Consider the following 15165-nt stretch of genomic DNA (forward strand, 5'->3'; position numbering starts at 1 on the left):
ACGTCGTGCCGCAGCTCGCGTTCGCCAACAGCTTCTGGGAGAGCTACGACGTCCTCGAGAGGCCCGTCAGGGCCGGCGTGCGCAAGGCGATGCAGAAGTTCCAGCAGCTCACCGTTCCGGAAATGCAGGCGGACAAGGGGCTGCATTTGGAGTCCGTCGAGAACGCCCGGGATCCGCGTATGCGGACCATCCGCATCAACGACTTCTGGCGCGGTGTCGTTCTCGCCCCGGACGACGGAAGTGACGTGTTCCTGCTCGTCAACGTCGTTCCCCACGACGACGCGTACACCTGGGCTGCCAAGCGGCTGTACACGACGAACTCCGCGACCAGGGCGCTAGAGGTGCGCAACGTGGTGGCGATCGAGCAGCTGACCCCGCAGCTGGAGAAGGCGGCGGCCGCCGCCGATGCCCTTTTGTTCGCCGCCTACTCGGACACTGTGCTGCGCGAGCTCGGCATCGACGATCAGGTGCTGCGTGCGGTCCGCACCATCGTGGACAAGGCGCAGCTGGAGGCGTTCGGGACACTGCTGCCCGAGGACCAGTTCGAGGTGTTGCAGTACCTCGCCGAAGGGTTCGGTCCGGAGGAGGTCTACCGGGATGTGGTCGCCGTGCGGCGTCCCGTCGATGCCGGTCCCGAACCGGACGAGAGCCTCGCCGTGGCGATCGCCAACACCACGAGCCGCATCACCCTGGTCACCGGCCCCGAAGAGCTCGCCGACATCCTGGAGAAGCCGTTCGCGGCCTGGCGGGTGTTCCTGCACCCCTCGCAGCGACGGGTCGCCTACCGGGTGTCGTACGGCGGACCGGTCCAGGTCACGGGTGGTCCGGGTACCGGCAAGACGGTCGCGGCGCTCCACCGGGTGAAGCACCTCCTCAGTCGCTCGCCGGACACCCGGGTCCTGCTGACCACCTACACCAACGCACTGGCTGCCTCGCTGCGCGAGAACCTCTCCCTCCTCCTCGACGGGGACGAGTCGCTGCTCGCCCGCGTCGAGGTGACGACGGTCAACGCCTATGCGCACGGCATCGTGACCCGCCTCGACGGCAAGGCCCCCTCCCCCATCAACGACCGGGAGGAACGGCAGCTGTGGCAGCGGGTCGCCAAGAAGCTCGGGCTGCCGTGGACGGAGCAGTTCCTGGCGCAGGAGTACCGGCACGTGATCCTGGCCCAGGACCTGCGCAGCCTCGACGCGTACCGCGCGGCGACCCGCCGCGGCCGTGGCAGCGCACTGTCGCCGGCCAAGCGAGACCAACTGTGGCCCGCCGTCGAGCTGTTCGAGTCGTTGCTGCGTGAGCAGAAGGCCACCACGCACCTGAAGGTGTGCGCACGGGCCGCCGAGCTGTTGGCCGCCTCGACGCCCACGCACGATCACGTGGTGGTCGACGAGGCACAGGATCTCCACCCGGCCCAGTGGCGCGTCCTGCGCGGCGCGGTGGCACCCGGCAGTGACGACCTGTTCATCACGGGCGACCCGCACCAGCGGATCTACGACTCCAGGGTCTCCCTCGGGTCACTGGGCATCTCGGTCACCGGGCGCACCCACCGCCTGCGCATCAACTACCGCAGCACCGAAGAGATCCTCGCCTGGTCGACGGGGATACTCAGCCCCGTGTCGGTCGACGACCTGGGCGGCGAGGGCAGTGACACGCTGGCCGGCTACCGCTCGCTGCTGCACGGCCGCAGACCGCAGGTGGACGCGTACGGATCGGAGCAGGCAGAGGTGGCCGCCCTCGTCGAGCGCGTGGAAGGGTGGATCGCGCAGGGCATCCGCCCCTCCGAAGTAGGTGTGTGCGCGCGCTTCAACGTGCTGCTCGACAAGGCTTACGACAAGCTGACCGCCGCCGGAGTGCCGGTGGTCCGGGTCCGGGACAATCCTGCGCCGGACGTCGACGGGGTGCGTCTGGCCACCATGCACGCCATGAAGGGGCTCGAGTTCCGCTGCGTCGCCGTGCTGGGAGTGACGGCGAGCGCGGTGCCGTTCGCACGCGAGGTGACGCCGGCCTCGGTGGACGCACTCCAGCACGAGTCCGACCTGCTGCGCGAGCGGTGCCTGCTGTTCGTCGCCAGCACGCGAGCCCGGGAAGCGCTCGCGGTGTCGTGGAGCGGGACGGCCAGCTCGTTCGTACCACCGGCGACGTGACGTAGCGGCCCTGGCGGGCCCCAGGAGCGACGGTTCGTCAGTCGTCGGGTGCCAGAGCGCCGTTACAGAGGCCGTCCCGCGCCAGCGCAGCGGCCTCCCGGCTCAGCTCCGCCAGTCTCCTCGCCCGCTCCTCGAACTCCTGAAGGGCGCGGAATGCGGCCCCGTACCGCCGCTGCTCGGCGATGTCCATCTGCGGGACACGGGCTCCCTTGCCGTCGAGCCGGAAGGTACCGCTGGCGCTCGTGGAGCGGCGAGTATTGGCCGCGCTGCGCAGAAAGCCTTGGAGGAAGTCGGTGTCGAGCTGGTCGCTGGCCGAAACCGGTTCCGGATCGCCGTACTCGACGAGGCCGGCGCGCGCGAGGTCGGCGACGCTGACGGAGGCACCGTCCAAGGTGCTTGGTCCGCCGGCCGCCCTCAGCATAGGTAGCGGCTCGGCCAACAGCCGGACCTGTTCGGTCAGCTCCCTCTGCAGCGCTTGGTATTCGGCCGCGTAGTCGCGATGGGACCCCTCCACGTGGCGGCCTGGAGTCAGGTCTACCAGGTCGTCGAGGAGCTCGATCAGCGAGACGTCCGCCACTTGATCGAGTCGTGGGTCCAGCGAGCCGTCCGGGTCGTTCGTGGTCAGGTCGACCATCCGCACACTGGTGCCTGCGTCACCGAGGGAATGCGGGCGGCGCAGGTGCCAAATATGCACAGGCAGTACATGCGATGCCGCCACACCGGGCGGCAGCGCGGTGATCTGGGTGAGGATGCCGCGGCGTACGAGCTCGGCGCGGATGCGGCGGCCCGCCTTGCGGTAGGCGACCGAGGCGGGCATGACCATGAGGACGCGGCCGCCGGGTGCGGTGTGCGCGTAGGCATGCTGCAACCAGGCAAGCTCTCCCTCGGCGCGCGAGGGCGTGCCGAGCTCCCAGCGGGAGTCGAGGAGTAGCTCCTCCCGTCCCCAGTCGGTGTCGCCGACGGGCGGATCGCACACGACCAGGTCCGCCTTGAGATCGGCCCACCGGTCGTCACGCAGGGAGTCCCCCGTGACGATGTCGACGCGGGTACGTCCGCTGAGGTCGGCTCGCAGCTGCGCGAACCTGGCGCTACGGGCATCGGCCTCCTGTCCGCACCGCCTCGGCCCGCTCTGGGGGCCCACGGCGAGCAGAAGGGTTCCTGTACCGCACGCCGGGTCGAAGAGTGTCGCATCCACCTCCACCTCACCGGCGAAATGCCGCACGGCGCGCACGATCCGCGGTGAGGTGACCTGGTCCGATCCCGCCCGTCGCACCGAATCGGTGAAGCGCTCGGCGAGAGCGTTCACCACATCCCCCGCCGAACTGCTCTCGACCAAGCCGCGCACCAATCGGACGGCATCCTCGGGCAGCGCGGCCGGGGCCTTCTTCTCTGGCCCGGCAACGAGCTGCGCCGCATCCGCGACAGCGGCGATCATCTCATCACCGTAGGCACTGCGCAGGGCCTGCCACAGTTGGACCTCCTCCGAGAGGTCCCGTCCCTTGCGCTGCTTGTCCAGCCATGCCTTCACTTCGGCCAGGTCGAAAAGCGGGCTGTTCACACCGCCGCCCGCCGGCGCGGGGAAGTCGTCGTACCGCCGCCTCCAGTTCGAGACAGCGGCCCGGGTGACGCCCGCGAGCCGGGCGATCTCGGAGCCGGTGACCAAGGGAGTGCCCGAGGTGGCGGGTGTGTCTGCCATGCGAGCCACCGTACACAGGGCCGCGTCAGCCCTTCAATCAAATGACTCGTTGACGGCGTAAACGAATGAGGAGAGTTTCTTTTCGTTTACTCTTCCACTTTTTTCGCGCCGCCGCGGGCGGCAGGCCGGAATCGGAGGCCCCTCACGCCCGCCCATGCGCCTCCTGCGAGCGTCGTGACAGCGCGTCGATGACCGCTGCGGCGAAGAGGACTCCGCCGGTGATCACGAACTGGAGGGCGATCGGGATGCCCGTGATCGCCATGCCGGAGGAGATCGACTGGATGATCAGTGCGCCGAGCACCGCGGACCAGGTGGTACCGCGTCCGCCGAACAGGCTGGTGCCGCCGATGACCGCGGCCGCGATGGCGTTCAGCAGCAGGACGCCGGAACCGGAGGACTGGCTCACGGAGGTGATCCGTGAGGCGAGGAACAGGCCGCCGATCGCGGCCATCGTGCCCGAGAACGCGAGCACCGCGGTCTGTACCCAGACCACGCTGAGACTGGCGCGGCGGGCCGCCTCGATGCCGCCGCCGAGTGCGTAGACCTGCCGTCCGTAGTGCGTGCCGCGCAGGAGGACGTCCAGGCCGGCCGTGATGACGAGGAAGATCAGGAGGGCCAGCGGCAGGCCCTGGAACCGGTTGAGTACGCAGGCGGCGCCGAACGCGACCACCGCGAGTGCTCCCGTTCGTACCCCGATCTCCCCGAGCGAGCGGTGTGGCAGGTCGAGGGCGCGCCGGCGGCGCCTGTCCCGGTAGGAGATGAGGAAGAACAGGCCGGCGCCGAACGCCGCCAGACCGTAGGCGACGCTGTGGTGGCCGAAGTAGTGGCTGGTCAGCTGGGCGACGAAACCGTTCTCGTCGAGGTCGATGGTGCCGGTGGTGCCGAGGATGTAGAGCATGACGCCGTTCCAGGTCAGCAGTCCCGCCAGCGTGACCACGAACGCGGGTACGCGGGTCCGGGCGACGGAGAAGCCCTGGATGGTCCCCGCCACCGTGCCGGTGAGGACGGCGAGGATGACGGCGAGCCATTCGGGCATGCCGTTGTTGACGTTCAGTACGGCGAAGACGGCCGCCGCGAGGCCGCTGATCGAGCCGACCGACAGGTCGAGCTCGCCGATCAGCAGCACGAAGACGATGCCGACCGCGATCAGGCCCGTACCCACGATGTCGACACTGAGGTTGGACAGGTTCCGAGGTGAGAGGAAGTTGGGGTTGAGGGACTGGAAGACGATCCACACCGAGGCGAGCACGAGGATGACCGGGAGCGAGCCCAGTTCGCCGGCGATGAACCTGCGCCGGGACGCAGCGGCCCAGCCCGCCACGACAGGGACGATCTTCCGCCCGGGCTGCGGCTGACGGGGGGCGACGGGGGCGGCCCGCGTCTCGTCTGCCCTCTTGCGGCTCTCTTTCACCACTCCACCTCCCGGTGGGCCACCCGATGCGGAACGTTCTCCGTGGCCCCGGTGATGGAGGAAATGATCTCTTCCTGAGACGCGGTGTTCACGTTGAAGAAGCCGTTGTTGCGGCCCAGTCGCAGCACCGCCGCCCGGTCTGCGAGAGCTTTGACGTCGGCCATGTTGTGACTGATGAGCAGTACCCCCATGCCGCGGTCACGCAGCTGGTCGACGAGCTCCAGGACCTCGGCGGTCTGCTGGAATCCGAGGGACGCCGTCGGCTCGTCCAGGAGGAGGAGCCGCGGGTCGCCGAGGAGCGAGCGCGCGATGGCGACCATCTGCCGCTGGCCGCTCGACAGGGAGACGACCGGGGAGCGCAGATCGACCAGGCCGGTCGCCAGGCGCTTCAGCAGGTCCCGGGTACAGCGTTCCATCTCCACTTCATCGAGGAATCCCCACCTTCGGATTTCGCGCCCGAGGAACAGGTTGCCGACGACGTCGAGGTTCCCGCACAGGGCGAGGTCCTGGTAGACGGTGGCGATGCCGAGTCCCCGGGCGTCGTGGGGACGCCTGATCTGCACCGGCCGGCCCTCCCACTCGATGACGCCCGTGTCCGCGGGCGCGACGCCCGAGATCACCTTGACCAGGGTGGACTTGCCGGCCCCGTTGTCGCCCAGAAGCGCCACGACCTCACCGGCTCGAACCTCCAGTTCGATGTCGGTGAGGACCTGAACGACGCCGAAGCGCTTGCAGACGCCGTGCAGTGCCAGCAGGGGTTGAGCCGGCACGGAAACCATCTCCTTCCCGGGCCCGGCCGTGGTGAACCGGCTTGTCCGGCCCGTCCGGCCAGTTCGGCCCTGTCCGGCCTCGTCGGTCCGTCGACTTGTTCGTCCCATCCGGCCCGTTCGGCCCGTTCAACCTGTTCGTCCCATTCGACCTGTTCGTCCCATTCGATCTGTTCGACCCATTCAGCCTGTTCGACCCATTCGGCCTGTTCGGCCTATCCGGTGAGTCCGGCCTTGTCGCAGGCCGCCCTGAGTCGGGGAATGCAGATCTGCTGGATCGTGTACACCCCGCCTTTCACGAGGGTGTCCTTGACGTTGCCGACGGTCACGGCCACCGGGGTGAGCAGGACGGCCGGAACCGCCTTCTCGCTGCGGTTGCTCACCTTGCCGGTGGCGACGCGGTCGAGGCTCTCGCGCCGGGCGGCGGCCACGGCCATGGCGGCACCCGCGGCGGCCTCGGGCCGGAACGGCTTCCAGACGGTCATGTACTGCTCGCCGTCGACGATGCGCCGGACGGCTCCGAGGTCCGCGTCCTGCCCGGTGACCGGGGGCAGTGGGCTGATCTTGTTCGCTCTGAGGGAGGAGATGACGCCGGAGGCGAGGGCGTCGTTGGCGGAGTAGACGCCGTCGATGTGGTCGGCGCCCAGGTCGGCGATGGCTCCCGACATGCTCATGTTGGCGAGGTCCGACCGCCACATGGGCGTGTCGAACACCTTGCCGATCTTGACCTTGCCTCTGAGCACCGACAGGGCTCCCTCCTTGAACGCGACAGCGTTGGGGTCGGTGGGGTCGCCGTTGATCATGACGATCTCGTCGCCGTGCCTTCTGTCATCCATGGCTTGCAGGAGCGCCCTGCCCTGGAGCCTGCCGACCTCCTGACCATTGAAGGAGACATAGCCCGAGATGGGACCCTCGGAGAGGCGGTCGTAGGCGATCACCGGGATACCCGCCTGATCCGCCTTCCCGACCGCGGAACTGAGCGCCCTGGCGTCGACCGCCACGAGCACCAGCGCATCGACCCGCCTGGTGATCATGGAGTCGACTTGCTGCTGCTGGGTGGCCACATCGCCCCGGGCGTTGGCGTGTTCGACCGTGCAGTCGCCGCACAACTCCTTGATGTTCTTCTCCAGCAGGGGCGTGTCGTCCCTCTCCCAGCGGGACGTGACCGCATCCGGCATCAGCAGGCCGATGCTCCGACCGCTCCCGCCGCCGACAGCGCTCCCACCGCCCTGTCCGCAGGCCGCGAGAGCGACGGCCACCGACACCGCGGTCACAGCGAGGACGGCGTTCCGTATCCAGGTCTTCATGCGGGAGACCTCCCTGGGCCTTCCCACCGGGGCGAGGCCTGATCAGGTCCTCAGCCGAGCGCGGCCTCGGGCCGGCAGGTTTCCACAGGTCCCGGGTCGGGGCGGATCCCGGGTCGGGACAGGTCCCGGCGGGACACGTCCCGGTCGCGACAAGTCCCGGGCCCGCAGTCGTCGGCCCGGCGGCGCACGTGGGCACGGCTGCGCCGTTCGGCGGCGGGGCCCTCGGCGGCCGTCGACAGGACAGGTCGTCCAGCGGGCACGGGCGCCTCCCTGACTGTGCACGGCGGTACCCGGCCTCCTCACCATGCCACGTGTACCGGCGGGCCGAGGTCCGCCGGACGGCGGACGGCGGACGGCGGACGGCCACGATGCGGGCGTCGGCGCTCTGCGCCCGCAACGTGCCGCCCGAGAGTGACATGACGGCCACGTCGTCAGTCTGGCACCGGCTGCGACGACCTGCGAGCGCACCGGGTCCATGGGGGTGGCACGCGCCGGCGGAGGCACCAAGCGTCGGAGAACCGGTCATACCCGGCCCCGCAGGAGCGGGTCACCGGCCGGCAGTCAGCCGCGGTCCCGGAGGCTGGCTTCTTCGAGGTCGAGTTCGTGCTGGATCCGGCGCCGGGTAGCGTCGCTGATCTTGTTGGCTTCGTAGAGGCGCTGGAGCTCGGCCGCCTCGATCGCGATGAGTGTCCGGCGTATCTCGCGGTAGACGTCGGCAGGACGGGCGTCCGGGTCGCTGGAGTCGGCGTCTTCGACCTGGTGGATACGCGCTTCCAGATGGCGACGGGCCTGTTTCAAGGCAGCCTCGGCGGCGCCACCCAGTTCGGCGAGCTGATCCAGATCGCCGAGCTGTTTGAGCTCTTCGAGAGCGGAGTGGGCGATGTGCCGGCGGGTCCTGGCCTCCTCGCGGGCGGTGTGCTCCGGTTCCAGGGCGATGCCGGAGCGGCGGACGACAGAGGCGAGGGTGAACCCCTGGAAGACAAGAGTGAGCACGACGGTCCCGGTGGTGAGTGTGAGGATGAGCGCCCGGTGCGGCAGCGGAGCCCCTGCGTCGGTGGTCAGGGGGATGGAGAGCGTGGCGGCCAGCGGCATGACGCCTCGGGTGCCTGCCCAGGACAGGACGGCCGGAACGCGCCAGGAGAGACGACCGTCGCCCGCACTGTGCCGGTGCTGCATCAGGGCGGACAGCGGGAAGACCCACAGCAGGCGGATCGCCAGCACGGTGAAGGCGATCACCGGCACCCACAGCGGCCAGCCGCGCTCGTCGTGCGCGAGTTGGCGGACGGCGGAGGGGAGCTGCAGGCCGATGAGGGCGAAGACGACGCTCTCCAGCAGGAAGGCCACGGTGTCGTAGACGGCGTGGACCTGGAGCCGGATGGGGGCGTTGCTGAGCTGGTGACCGGTGCTCCCGAGCACGACGCCGGACACGATGACGGCGGTCACGCCCGAGGTGTGCGACTGCTCCGCGATGACGTACGAGGCGTACGGAGTGACCAAGGCGATGACGGTGTCCAGTATGGGATCCTCGGTCCGTCGGCGGATGAGGGTCACCACTGCGGCGACCGCCGCGCCGATGAGGACTCCTCCGCCTGCGAGGATCAGGAACTGCTCGACGGTGCCGGACAGGGTGATGGCGCTGCCGGAAACCGCGGTGGCCACGGCGACCTTGTAAAGGACCAGGGACGTGGCGTCGTTGAACAGGCTTTCCGCCTGGACCATGGCCTGCACGCGCGGTGGGAGGGACAAGCGCCGGCCGAGCGCGGTCACGGCCACGGGGTCGGTGCTGGCCAGGACCGAGCCGAGGATGAACGCGGTCGCGGCGGTCAGCGGGGTGATCGCTCGGGCGACGTACCCGACGGCGATGGCGGAGGCGAGGACCAGGCCGAAGACCAGGCCGGTCACGGGCCGCCACACGGTGCGCAGGTCGCGGACGGAGATCTCCCCGGCCGCGGCGAAGAGCAGGGGCGGCAGCACAAGCACGTTGATCGTGTGAGGCGGCAGGCGCACCTCGGGAACCCACGGCATCAGCCCGACGACGAGACCGGCGACGACGAGCAGCGAGGGGGCCGGGAGGCTCCAGCGCCGGGCACCGGTCGCCACGGCTGTGGCCAGGACCACGAGCAGAAGGACGACGGTCAGGCCGGTCATGGTGCGTCCCCGGGTGGTTACGACTTGTCACTACCCTCTGACCAGGCTTTATCAACGTAACCGACCGCGGGCGGCGACGCAGCCGCCGACGTCTCGCGCACCTCGACCCACAGGGCGATCCAGGTGCCCGCTCATCACGCGCTTCCCGCACCGGGCGCGGTGGCCGGTGCGTTCGCCGGGCTGCCGGGGTGGCGTGCACGCCAGGCAAGGAAGACCGACGTGCCGGCCAGGCACCACGCGGCGAGCACGACATAGGGCTCGACGTGCTGGTCGTGAGGGAAATAGATGGCGTTGCGCTGGGCACTCACCGACGCGCCCGGTGGCAGGTACCGCCCGAGAAAGCCCAGGAGCGGAGGGAGCAGCGGCCAGGCGACCGCACCCCCGGAGGAGGGGTTGCCGAGGATGACCAGCAGCAGCCACGTCGGCAGCAGCGCCCACCGGCCGAGGAAGGTGTGGAACGCGGTGAAGATCATGCCGGCGGTGAACATCGTGAGCGCGCAGATTCCCCACGACTGGGCGAACGGCAGCCGTGCCACGCCGAGCACCCAGTCGGTCATGGCGCAGATGGACAGTCCGCCCAGCACGGAGTAGCCGGCGGTGGCGGCGATCCGTTCGGCGGGGCGCAGAGCCAGGGCATGCACTCCGAGCTGGATGGCGCCGACGAAACCGAGGATGGTCGACCCCAGGGCGATGTAGAAGAGCGCGAGCCCCTGCGGGTCGGTGGCCGGAAGCGGTTTCACGTCCCTGACCTGGACGGGGATGCCCAGCGCCCGGCCCACCGCTGGGGCACTCTGGCTGAGGACCCGGGCGACCGACGCACCCGCCGCGCTCGCCACGTCGACCTCCACCCCGGCGGGGTGGCGCTGCAGGATCGCGAACTCCCGCTGCGCGTCGACCGCGGCGAGGGCCTTGTCGTAGTCGGCATACGGGTGGAGGACCAGCGAAGTGCGGAGCGCGGCCTCCAGCGCACCGACGAACCGTTCGCCCTTGGCCGACTCTCCCGTCACCGCGACGGGGATGCGATGCGGAACGGGATCGGCCATGGCCCAGCAGTAGGCGCCGACGAAGAGCCCGGCCAGGGCCGCGATGATGAGGGAGATCACCACGGCCGGCACGAAGCGCGAGGACACCGGCCGCGACCATCCGCCATGACGAGGCTGCCGACGAGGCTCCGCTGCGTACCCATGCTCGCCCATGGCCGTGATCGTATGGGGGCGTGGAGGGTGGCGCCCGGCTGCCGCACCGGAGGCGTCACCGGCATGCCGGACCCGTCTCGACCCCGCCGGGGACCTCGAGGGTGCCGTCCTCGTCCTACCTCTCTGACCGTGACCTCGCAGTCCACGCTCGACGTTGCCATGGCCGGCGCGGGAGGCCAGGCGATCATCCTGAAGCCGAGCTGACCACGCCATCTTCGCCGCGATCGAGGCAGGTGACGCCGAGGCGGCACGCGCCGCCGCGCGCCGCCACCTGACGCACGCAGCCTCTCGGCTCCAGGATGCGGACGACAGGTTCTGGACCGAGGCGCAAGACCTCGCCGTGGATCTCGACACCGCTCCTGACGGGTACGGCGGCCTTGATCGCCGTTCGGGGCACGCGCGCCTGCGCCACCCCGCTTACGGGGTGCTTCTCAGGGGTCGCAGGGCAGCGGCGCCGACCCGCGCCATCGCGGACACCGGTGACCCTGCCCATCGCATGAGGTCGCGCGGGAAGCCGGCGTCGAGCTCGATGGTCACCCGCACGTATCGGGTGTGCAGCCGAGTGACCTTGACGGGACGCGGTACGGCGGCGTCCGGTCCGCGCTGCAATGCGGCCCGGTAGGTGTCCTTGCGCTGGTTCATGCCTTGTCCTGTCGCTTGATGAGTTCGTCCGCGAGGTCCATGTACGCCGAGCCTTTGACGTCGACGGGACTGCCGAATGACTGGGCGTACAGGTCGAGCCGCGGAATGTGGGTGGACAACACGTGGAATCCCCGCTCGGTGAGAGCCTCGCGGGCGTCGGCGTCGGGACCGGTGCGGGTGGCCTCGGCGCGATTCGTTCGGTTCAGCAGAACGGCGGCACGGGCCGGCTGGGCGCGCAGGGACTGTACGTCGCCCATCTCGCCGCCGATGGGCGCCATGCGATCCAGCTCGATGGGAGCCGGGGTCACCGGCAAGATCCACTCGCTTGCGTACCTCATGATGCTCCGGGTGATGTGCGCGTGGTCCTCCAGCTGCGGGGCGTCGAAGACGACGGCCTTGCGGTCGCCGAGGAAGTCGTTCACGCGCCGGTGCACGTCGCCCACGGGAAGAGCGACCACCGGGAACGGGAAGCCACCTGCCAATTCGCTCCAGCGCAGCGCGGAGGAGGCGGCGTCACTGTCGACCAGCAGCGGTGGGATACCCGACTCGTGAAGTGCGTGCGCCAACCAGACCGCGCTCGTCGTTTTTCCCACTCCGGGCTTCAGGTTCACAAAGGCGTAGCTCAGCGACACAGGAGTCAACGTATGGTCGCGGGCGGCCGTCGGCCGCCGGCTCGAGGCACCTGGTCCCATCGTTCACCCTGCGGCGCCGGTGAATCATTCGTATGGGCCAGTGGGGAAGCCGCAAGGCCCCATCGAGCTCAGTCGGCCGCCGCGACCGCGTCCTTGATGAGGCGGCGGGCGGCCGCGTCGGTACGGGCGACGTCATGGGTCACCAGGCGGTCCTGGCACAACCCGCGCAGGCCGGAGACGAGCAGCGTGGCTCCTGCCCGCGCCTGCTGTGGCGGGTGGCCCAGCCGGACGCATGCGGCGGCGATGGGGCCGATCATGACTTCGACGCTGTCGGCAGCAAGGTTGCCGTACCGCTCCGGATCGGTGGCGGCCAGGCTGAGCAGCTGCAGCAGCATGCGGACCGGCCCGGACTGCTCCCCGACGGTCATCGCTTCCCACAGGGCATGGGCTGCCCTGCGCAGCCCGGCGGTGTCGTGGACGTCGTCGAACATCGCGTGGGCGTCGGGACGGCTGGCGGCCAGTGCCTGGGCCAGCAGGTTCTCGCGGCTGCCGAAGTAGTACAGAAGCATGCGCTTGGTGGTGCCGATCGATTCGGCGAGCGGGCTCAGCGACATCTGCGCGACGCCGTGGTGCTGGAGGTGGTGCACGACCTGCTTGAGCAGCTCGGCACGCTTCTCGACGTTGTCTCGTACCCCGGCCGAAATCCAGTGGTCCGCCAGAAGCTGCTGCAGTCCGGTGTGGCCGTCCGGTCCGACTTCACGATGCATGACCGGCGCAACGGGGTGTCACCTGTCGCGGCTGCTCCACGCCACTGACAGGAAAAGTGGGGGCGTGGGGTGCTGGATCCCATTCAGAAGCAACACTGCTGAATCAGATGACTTGGCGTTATTGGACTTCAGAGTCGCGCAGGAGCACCGTTGGAACCGTCCCCTCGAACCCGACGGGGGCATTCACCGCCCCACCCGGAGATCGCCCGATGAACCACGTCGCGGATCCTGAGCGCTACAACAGCACCATGCGCTACCGGCGCACCGGCCGCTCAGGACTCGACCTTCCCGTCCTGTCCCTGGGCTACTGGCACAACTTCGGCGACAACCGGCCGTTCGAGGCCCAGCGCGAGATCGCGCTGCGCGCCTTCGACCTCGGGATCACCCACCACGACCTCGCGAACAACTACGGCCCGCCCTACGGCTCCGCGGAGATCAACTTCGGGCGCCTGATGAAGCAGGACCTCGCGCCGTACCGGGACGAACTGGTGATCTCCACCAAGGCCGGCTGGGACATGTGGCCCGGCCCCTACGGTCAGGGCGGCGGGTCCCGCAAGCACGTGCTCGCCTCGCTCGACCAGTCGCTGCGGCGCATGGGCCTGGAGTACGTCGACATCTTCTACTCCCACCGGCTCGACGCGACCACACCGCTCGAGGAGACGATGGGCGCACTGGACACCGCCGTCCGTCAGGGCAAGGCGCTGTACGTCGGCATCTCCTCCTACGACGCCGAACGGACCCGCGAGGCGGCCGCCATCCTCCGGGACCTGGGCACGCCGCTCCTCATCCACCAGCCGTCGTACAGCATGCTCAACCGCTGGATCGAGACCGACGGTCTGCTCGACACCGCCCAGGAGGAGGGCTTCGGCGTCATCGGATTCACGGCCCTCGCCCAGGGGCTCCTGACCGGCCGGTACCTCGACGGCATCCCCGGTGACTCGCGGGCCGCACAGGGCACGTCGTTCGACACGGCGTGGCTGTCGGACGACATGCTGCACCGGCTGCGCGCTCTCAACGACATAGCGGCCCGTCGTGGGCAGACCCTGGCCCAGATGGCCCTCGCCTGGGCCCTGCGCGACGAGCGCGTCACCTCCCTCGTCATCGGCGCGTCGCGCACCGAACAGCTGGAACAGAACGTCGCCGCGCTGGACAACCTCGACTTCACCACCGAGGAACTGGCCGAGATCGACAAGTACGCCACCGACGGCGGCGTCGACCTGTGGCAGGACGCCCGCCTCGGAAACCTCGGCTGACCATCACCGGTACTGCAGGGAGCAGCGAAATGATCTTCATCACGGCAAAGTTCCGGATCAAGCCGGAGCACGCGGAGCAATGGCCGGAGATCGCCCGGGAATTCACCGAGGCCACCCGCAGCGAACCCGGCTGCCTCTGGTTCGACTGGTCGCGCAGCCTGGCCGACCCGGCCGAGTACGTACTCGTCGAGGCCTTCCGAGACGCCGACGCCGGCGCCGCACACGTCCAGTCCGCCCACTTCAAGGCCGCGCAGCAGACCCTGCCCCCGTACCTGGCGGACACACCGCGGATCGTCAACACGGAACTCGAACAGGACGACTGGTCCTTGCTCGGGGAAATGGCCGTCGAGGACTGATCCGAGTCACAGGGCCCGAGGTTTTGCCGCGCGCCCGTCAGGGCGCATGAGGGTCACGGACGCAACGCCGCGCGGTCGGACGCACCCGGGTCCTGTGCAGTCGCCGGGAGGCGCGCAAGGCAGCACGGGCCCGCTGACAAGCCGAGCGCACGGCGTCCGGAGGACCGGGTGGGCAGGCGCGGAATTGTTCGGAGCCCTCACGCGCTGACGTAGCCAGAGGTATGGGACGCCGACGGTGTGCGAGCCGAGCGGCGCCAGTGACCGAGGCGACAGACAGTGGAGGGGCCGACATGGCAGCGCAGACGCAGAGGGCCGTATTGGCGGGCGGATGTTTCTGGGGGATGCAGGACCTGATCCGCCGGCTCCCGGGCGTGACGGCGACCCGGGTCGGCTACACCGGGGGCGACGTGCCGAACGCGACGTACCGTAACCACGGGACCCACGCTGAGGCCATTGAGATCCGTTTCGACCCCGAGAAGACCGACTTCCGCACGATCTTGGAGTTCTTCTTCCAGATCCACGACCCGAGCACCAAGAACCGCCAGGGCAACGACATCGGCCTCAGCTACCGCTCGGCGATCTACTACGTGGACGACGAGCAGAAGCGGATCGCCGAGGACACCATCGCGGATGTGGACGCCTCCGGACTGTGGCCGGGCAAGGTGGTCACCGAGGTCGAGCCGGTCGGCCCCTTCTGGGAGGCCGAGCCGGAGCACCAGGACTACCTGGAGCGCTACCCCGACGGCTACACCTGCCACTTCCCCCGCCCGGGATGGCGGCTGCCCGCCCGCACGGAGGGCTGAGCCACTCCGCCACCGGCACAGGCCGCGATCCGCGTCAGCGTGTCGC

Annotated in this window: 14 protein-coding genes; 4 read left to right on the forward strand and 10 right to left on the reverse strand. The window is 69.5% G+C overall.

Annotation, left to right across the window (positions count from 1 at the left end):
- Positions 1 to 5 precede the first annotated feature (5 nt).
- Positions 6 to 2141: a UvrD-helicase domain-containing protein gene (locus tag AB0N14_RS28085; protein WP_366028500.1), complete on the forward strand. Its 2136-nt coding sequence runs from the start codon at positions 6 to 8 to the stop codon at positions 2139 to 2141.
- A 37-nt stretch (positions 2142 to 2178) separates the two neighbouring features.
- Here AB0N14_RS28085 and AB0N14_RS28090 read toward each other — a convergent pair whose 3' ends face one another.
- The 10 genes from AB0N14_RS28090 to AB0N14_RS28135 all read right to left on the reverse strand — a co-directional run bounded on the left by AB0N14_RS28090 (position 2179) and on the right by AB0N14_RS28135 (position 12707).
- Positions 2179 to 3837 carry an N-6 DNA methylase gene (locus AB0N14_RS28090; RefSeq protein ID WP_366028501.1) on the reverse strand — a complete coding sequence of 553 codons (1659 nt, stop codon included), beginning with the start codon at positions 3835 to 3837 and terminating at the stop codon, positions 2179 to 2181.
- Between the two features lie 142 nt (positions 3838 to 3979).
- Positions 3980 to 5122 carry a sugar ABC transporter permease gene (locus tag AB0N14_RS28095; protein WP_366028534.1) on the reverse strand — a complete coding sequence of 381 codons (1143 nt, stop codon included), beginning with the start codon at positions 5120 to 5122 and terminating at the stop codon, positions 3980 to 3982.
- A gap of 122 nt (positions 5123 to 5244) precedes the next feature.
- On the reverse strand, positions 5245 to 6027 hold the full coding sequence (locus tag AB0N14_RS28100; RefSeq protein WP_366028502.1) for an ATP-binding cassette domain-containing protein: 783 nt from the start codon (positions 6025 to 6027) through the stop codon (positions 5245 to 5247).
- Positions 6028 to 6230: 203 nt separating this feature from the next.
- Positions 6231 to 7322: a substrate-binding domain-containing protein gene (locus AB0N14_RS28105; RefSeq protein ID WP_366028503.1), complete on the reverse strand. Its 1092-nt coding sequence runs from the start codon at positions 7320 to 7322 to the stop codon at positions 6231 to 6233.
- A gap of 50 nt (positions 7323 to 7372) precedes the next feature.
- Positions 7373 to 7582 (reverse strand): hypothetical protein, encoded by a 210-nt coding sequence (locus AB0N14_RS28110; RefSeq protein ID WP_366028504.1) that lies wholly within the window; start codon positions 7580 to 7582, stop codon positions 7373 to 7375.
- Between the two features lie 301 nt (positions 7583 to 7883).
- Positions 7884 to 9470, reverse strand: a complete 1587-nt coding sequence (locus AB0N14_RS28115; RefSeq protein WP_366028505.1) for a Na+/H+ antiporter — start codon at positions 9468 to 9470, stop codon at positions 7884 to 7886.
- 134 nt (positions 9471 to 9604) lie between these two features.
- On the reverse strand, positions 9605 to 10600 hold the full coding sequence (locus tag AB0N14_RS28120; protein ID WP_366028506.1) for an ABC transporter permease: 996 nt from the start codon (positions 10598 to 10600) through the stop codon (positions 9605 to 9607).
- Positions 10601 to 11083: 483 nt separating this feature from the next.
- Positions 11084 to 11308 (reverse strand): hypothetical protein, encoded by a 225-nt coding sequence (locus AB0N14_RS28125; protein WP_366028507.1) that lies wholly within the window; start codon positions 11306 to 11308, stop codon positions 11084 to 11086.
- Positions 11305 to 12000 carry a ParA family protein gene (locus AB0N14_RS28130; protein ID WP_366028508.1) on the reverse strand — a complete coding sequence of 232 codons (696 nt, stop codon included), beginning with the start codon at positions 11998 to 12000 and terminating at the stop codon, positions 11305 to 11307. The genes AB0N14_RS28125 and AB0N14_RS28130 overlap by 4 nt, the downstream gene beginning before the upstream one ends.
- 68 nt (positions 12001 to 12068) lie before the next feature.
- Positions 12069 to 12707: a TetR family transcriptional regulator gene (locus AB0N14_RS28135; protein WP_366028509.1), complete on the reverse strand. Its 639-nt coding sequence runs from the start codon at positions 12705 to 12707 to the stop codon at positions 12069 to 12071.
- A gap of 209 nt (positions 12708 to 12916) precedes the next feature.
- Here AB0N14_RS28135 and mgrA point away from each other — a divergent pair, with 209 nt between their 5' ends.
- The 3 genes from mgrA (at position 12917) to msrA (ending at position 15119) form a co-directional block, all read left to right on the forward strand.
- Positions 12917 to 13960: an L-glyceraldehyde 3-phosphate reductase gene (gene mgrA / locus AB0N14_RS28140; protein ID WP_366028510.1), complete on the forward strand. Its 1044-nt coding sequence runs from the start codon at positions 12917 to 12919 to the stop codon at positions 13958 to 13960.
- Positions 13961 to 13989: 29 nt separating this feature from the next.
- The gene (locus tag AB0N14_RS28145; protein WP_366028511.1) at positions 13990 to 14316 is read left to right on the forward strand and encodes a putative quinol monooxygenase; all 327 of its coding nucleotides are present in this window, start codon (positions 13990 to 13992) and stop codon (positions 14314 to 14316) included.
- Between the two features lie 290 nt (positions 14317 to 14606).
- A complete protein-coding gene (gene msrA, locus AB0N14_RS28150; protein ID WP_366028512.1) occupies positions 14607 to 15119 on the forward strand; it encodes a peptide-methionine (S)-S-oxide reductase MsrA in 513 nt (170 codons plus the stop codon).
- Positions 15120 to 15165: the final 46 nt, after the last annotated feature.

This window comes from Streptomyces sp. NPDC051104 (assembly GCF_040682835.1).
Taxonomy (GTDB): Bacteria; Actinomycetota; Actinomycetes; order Streptomycetales; family Streptomycetaceae; genus Streptomyces; species Streptomyces cynarae.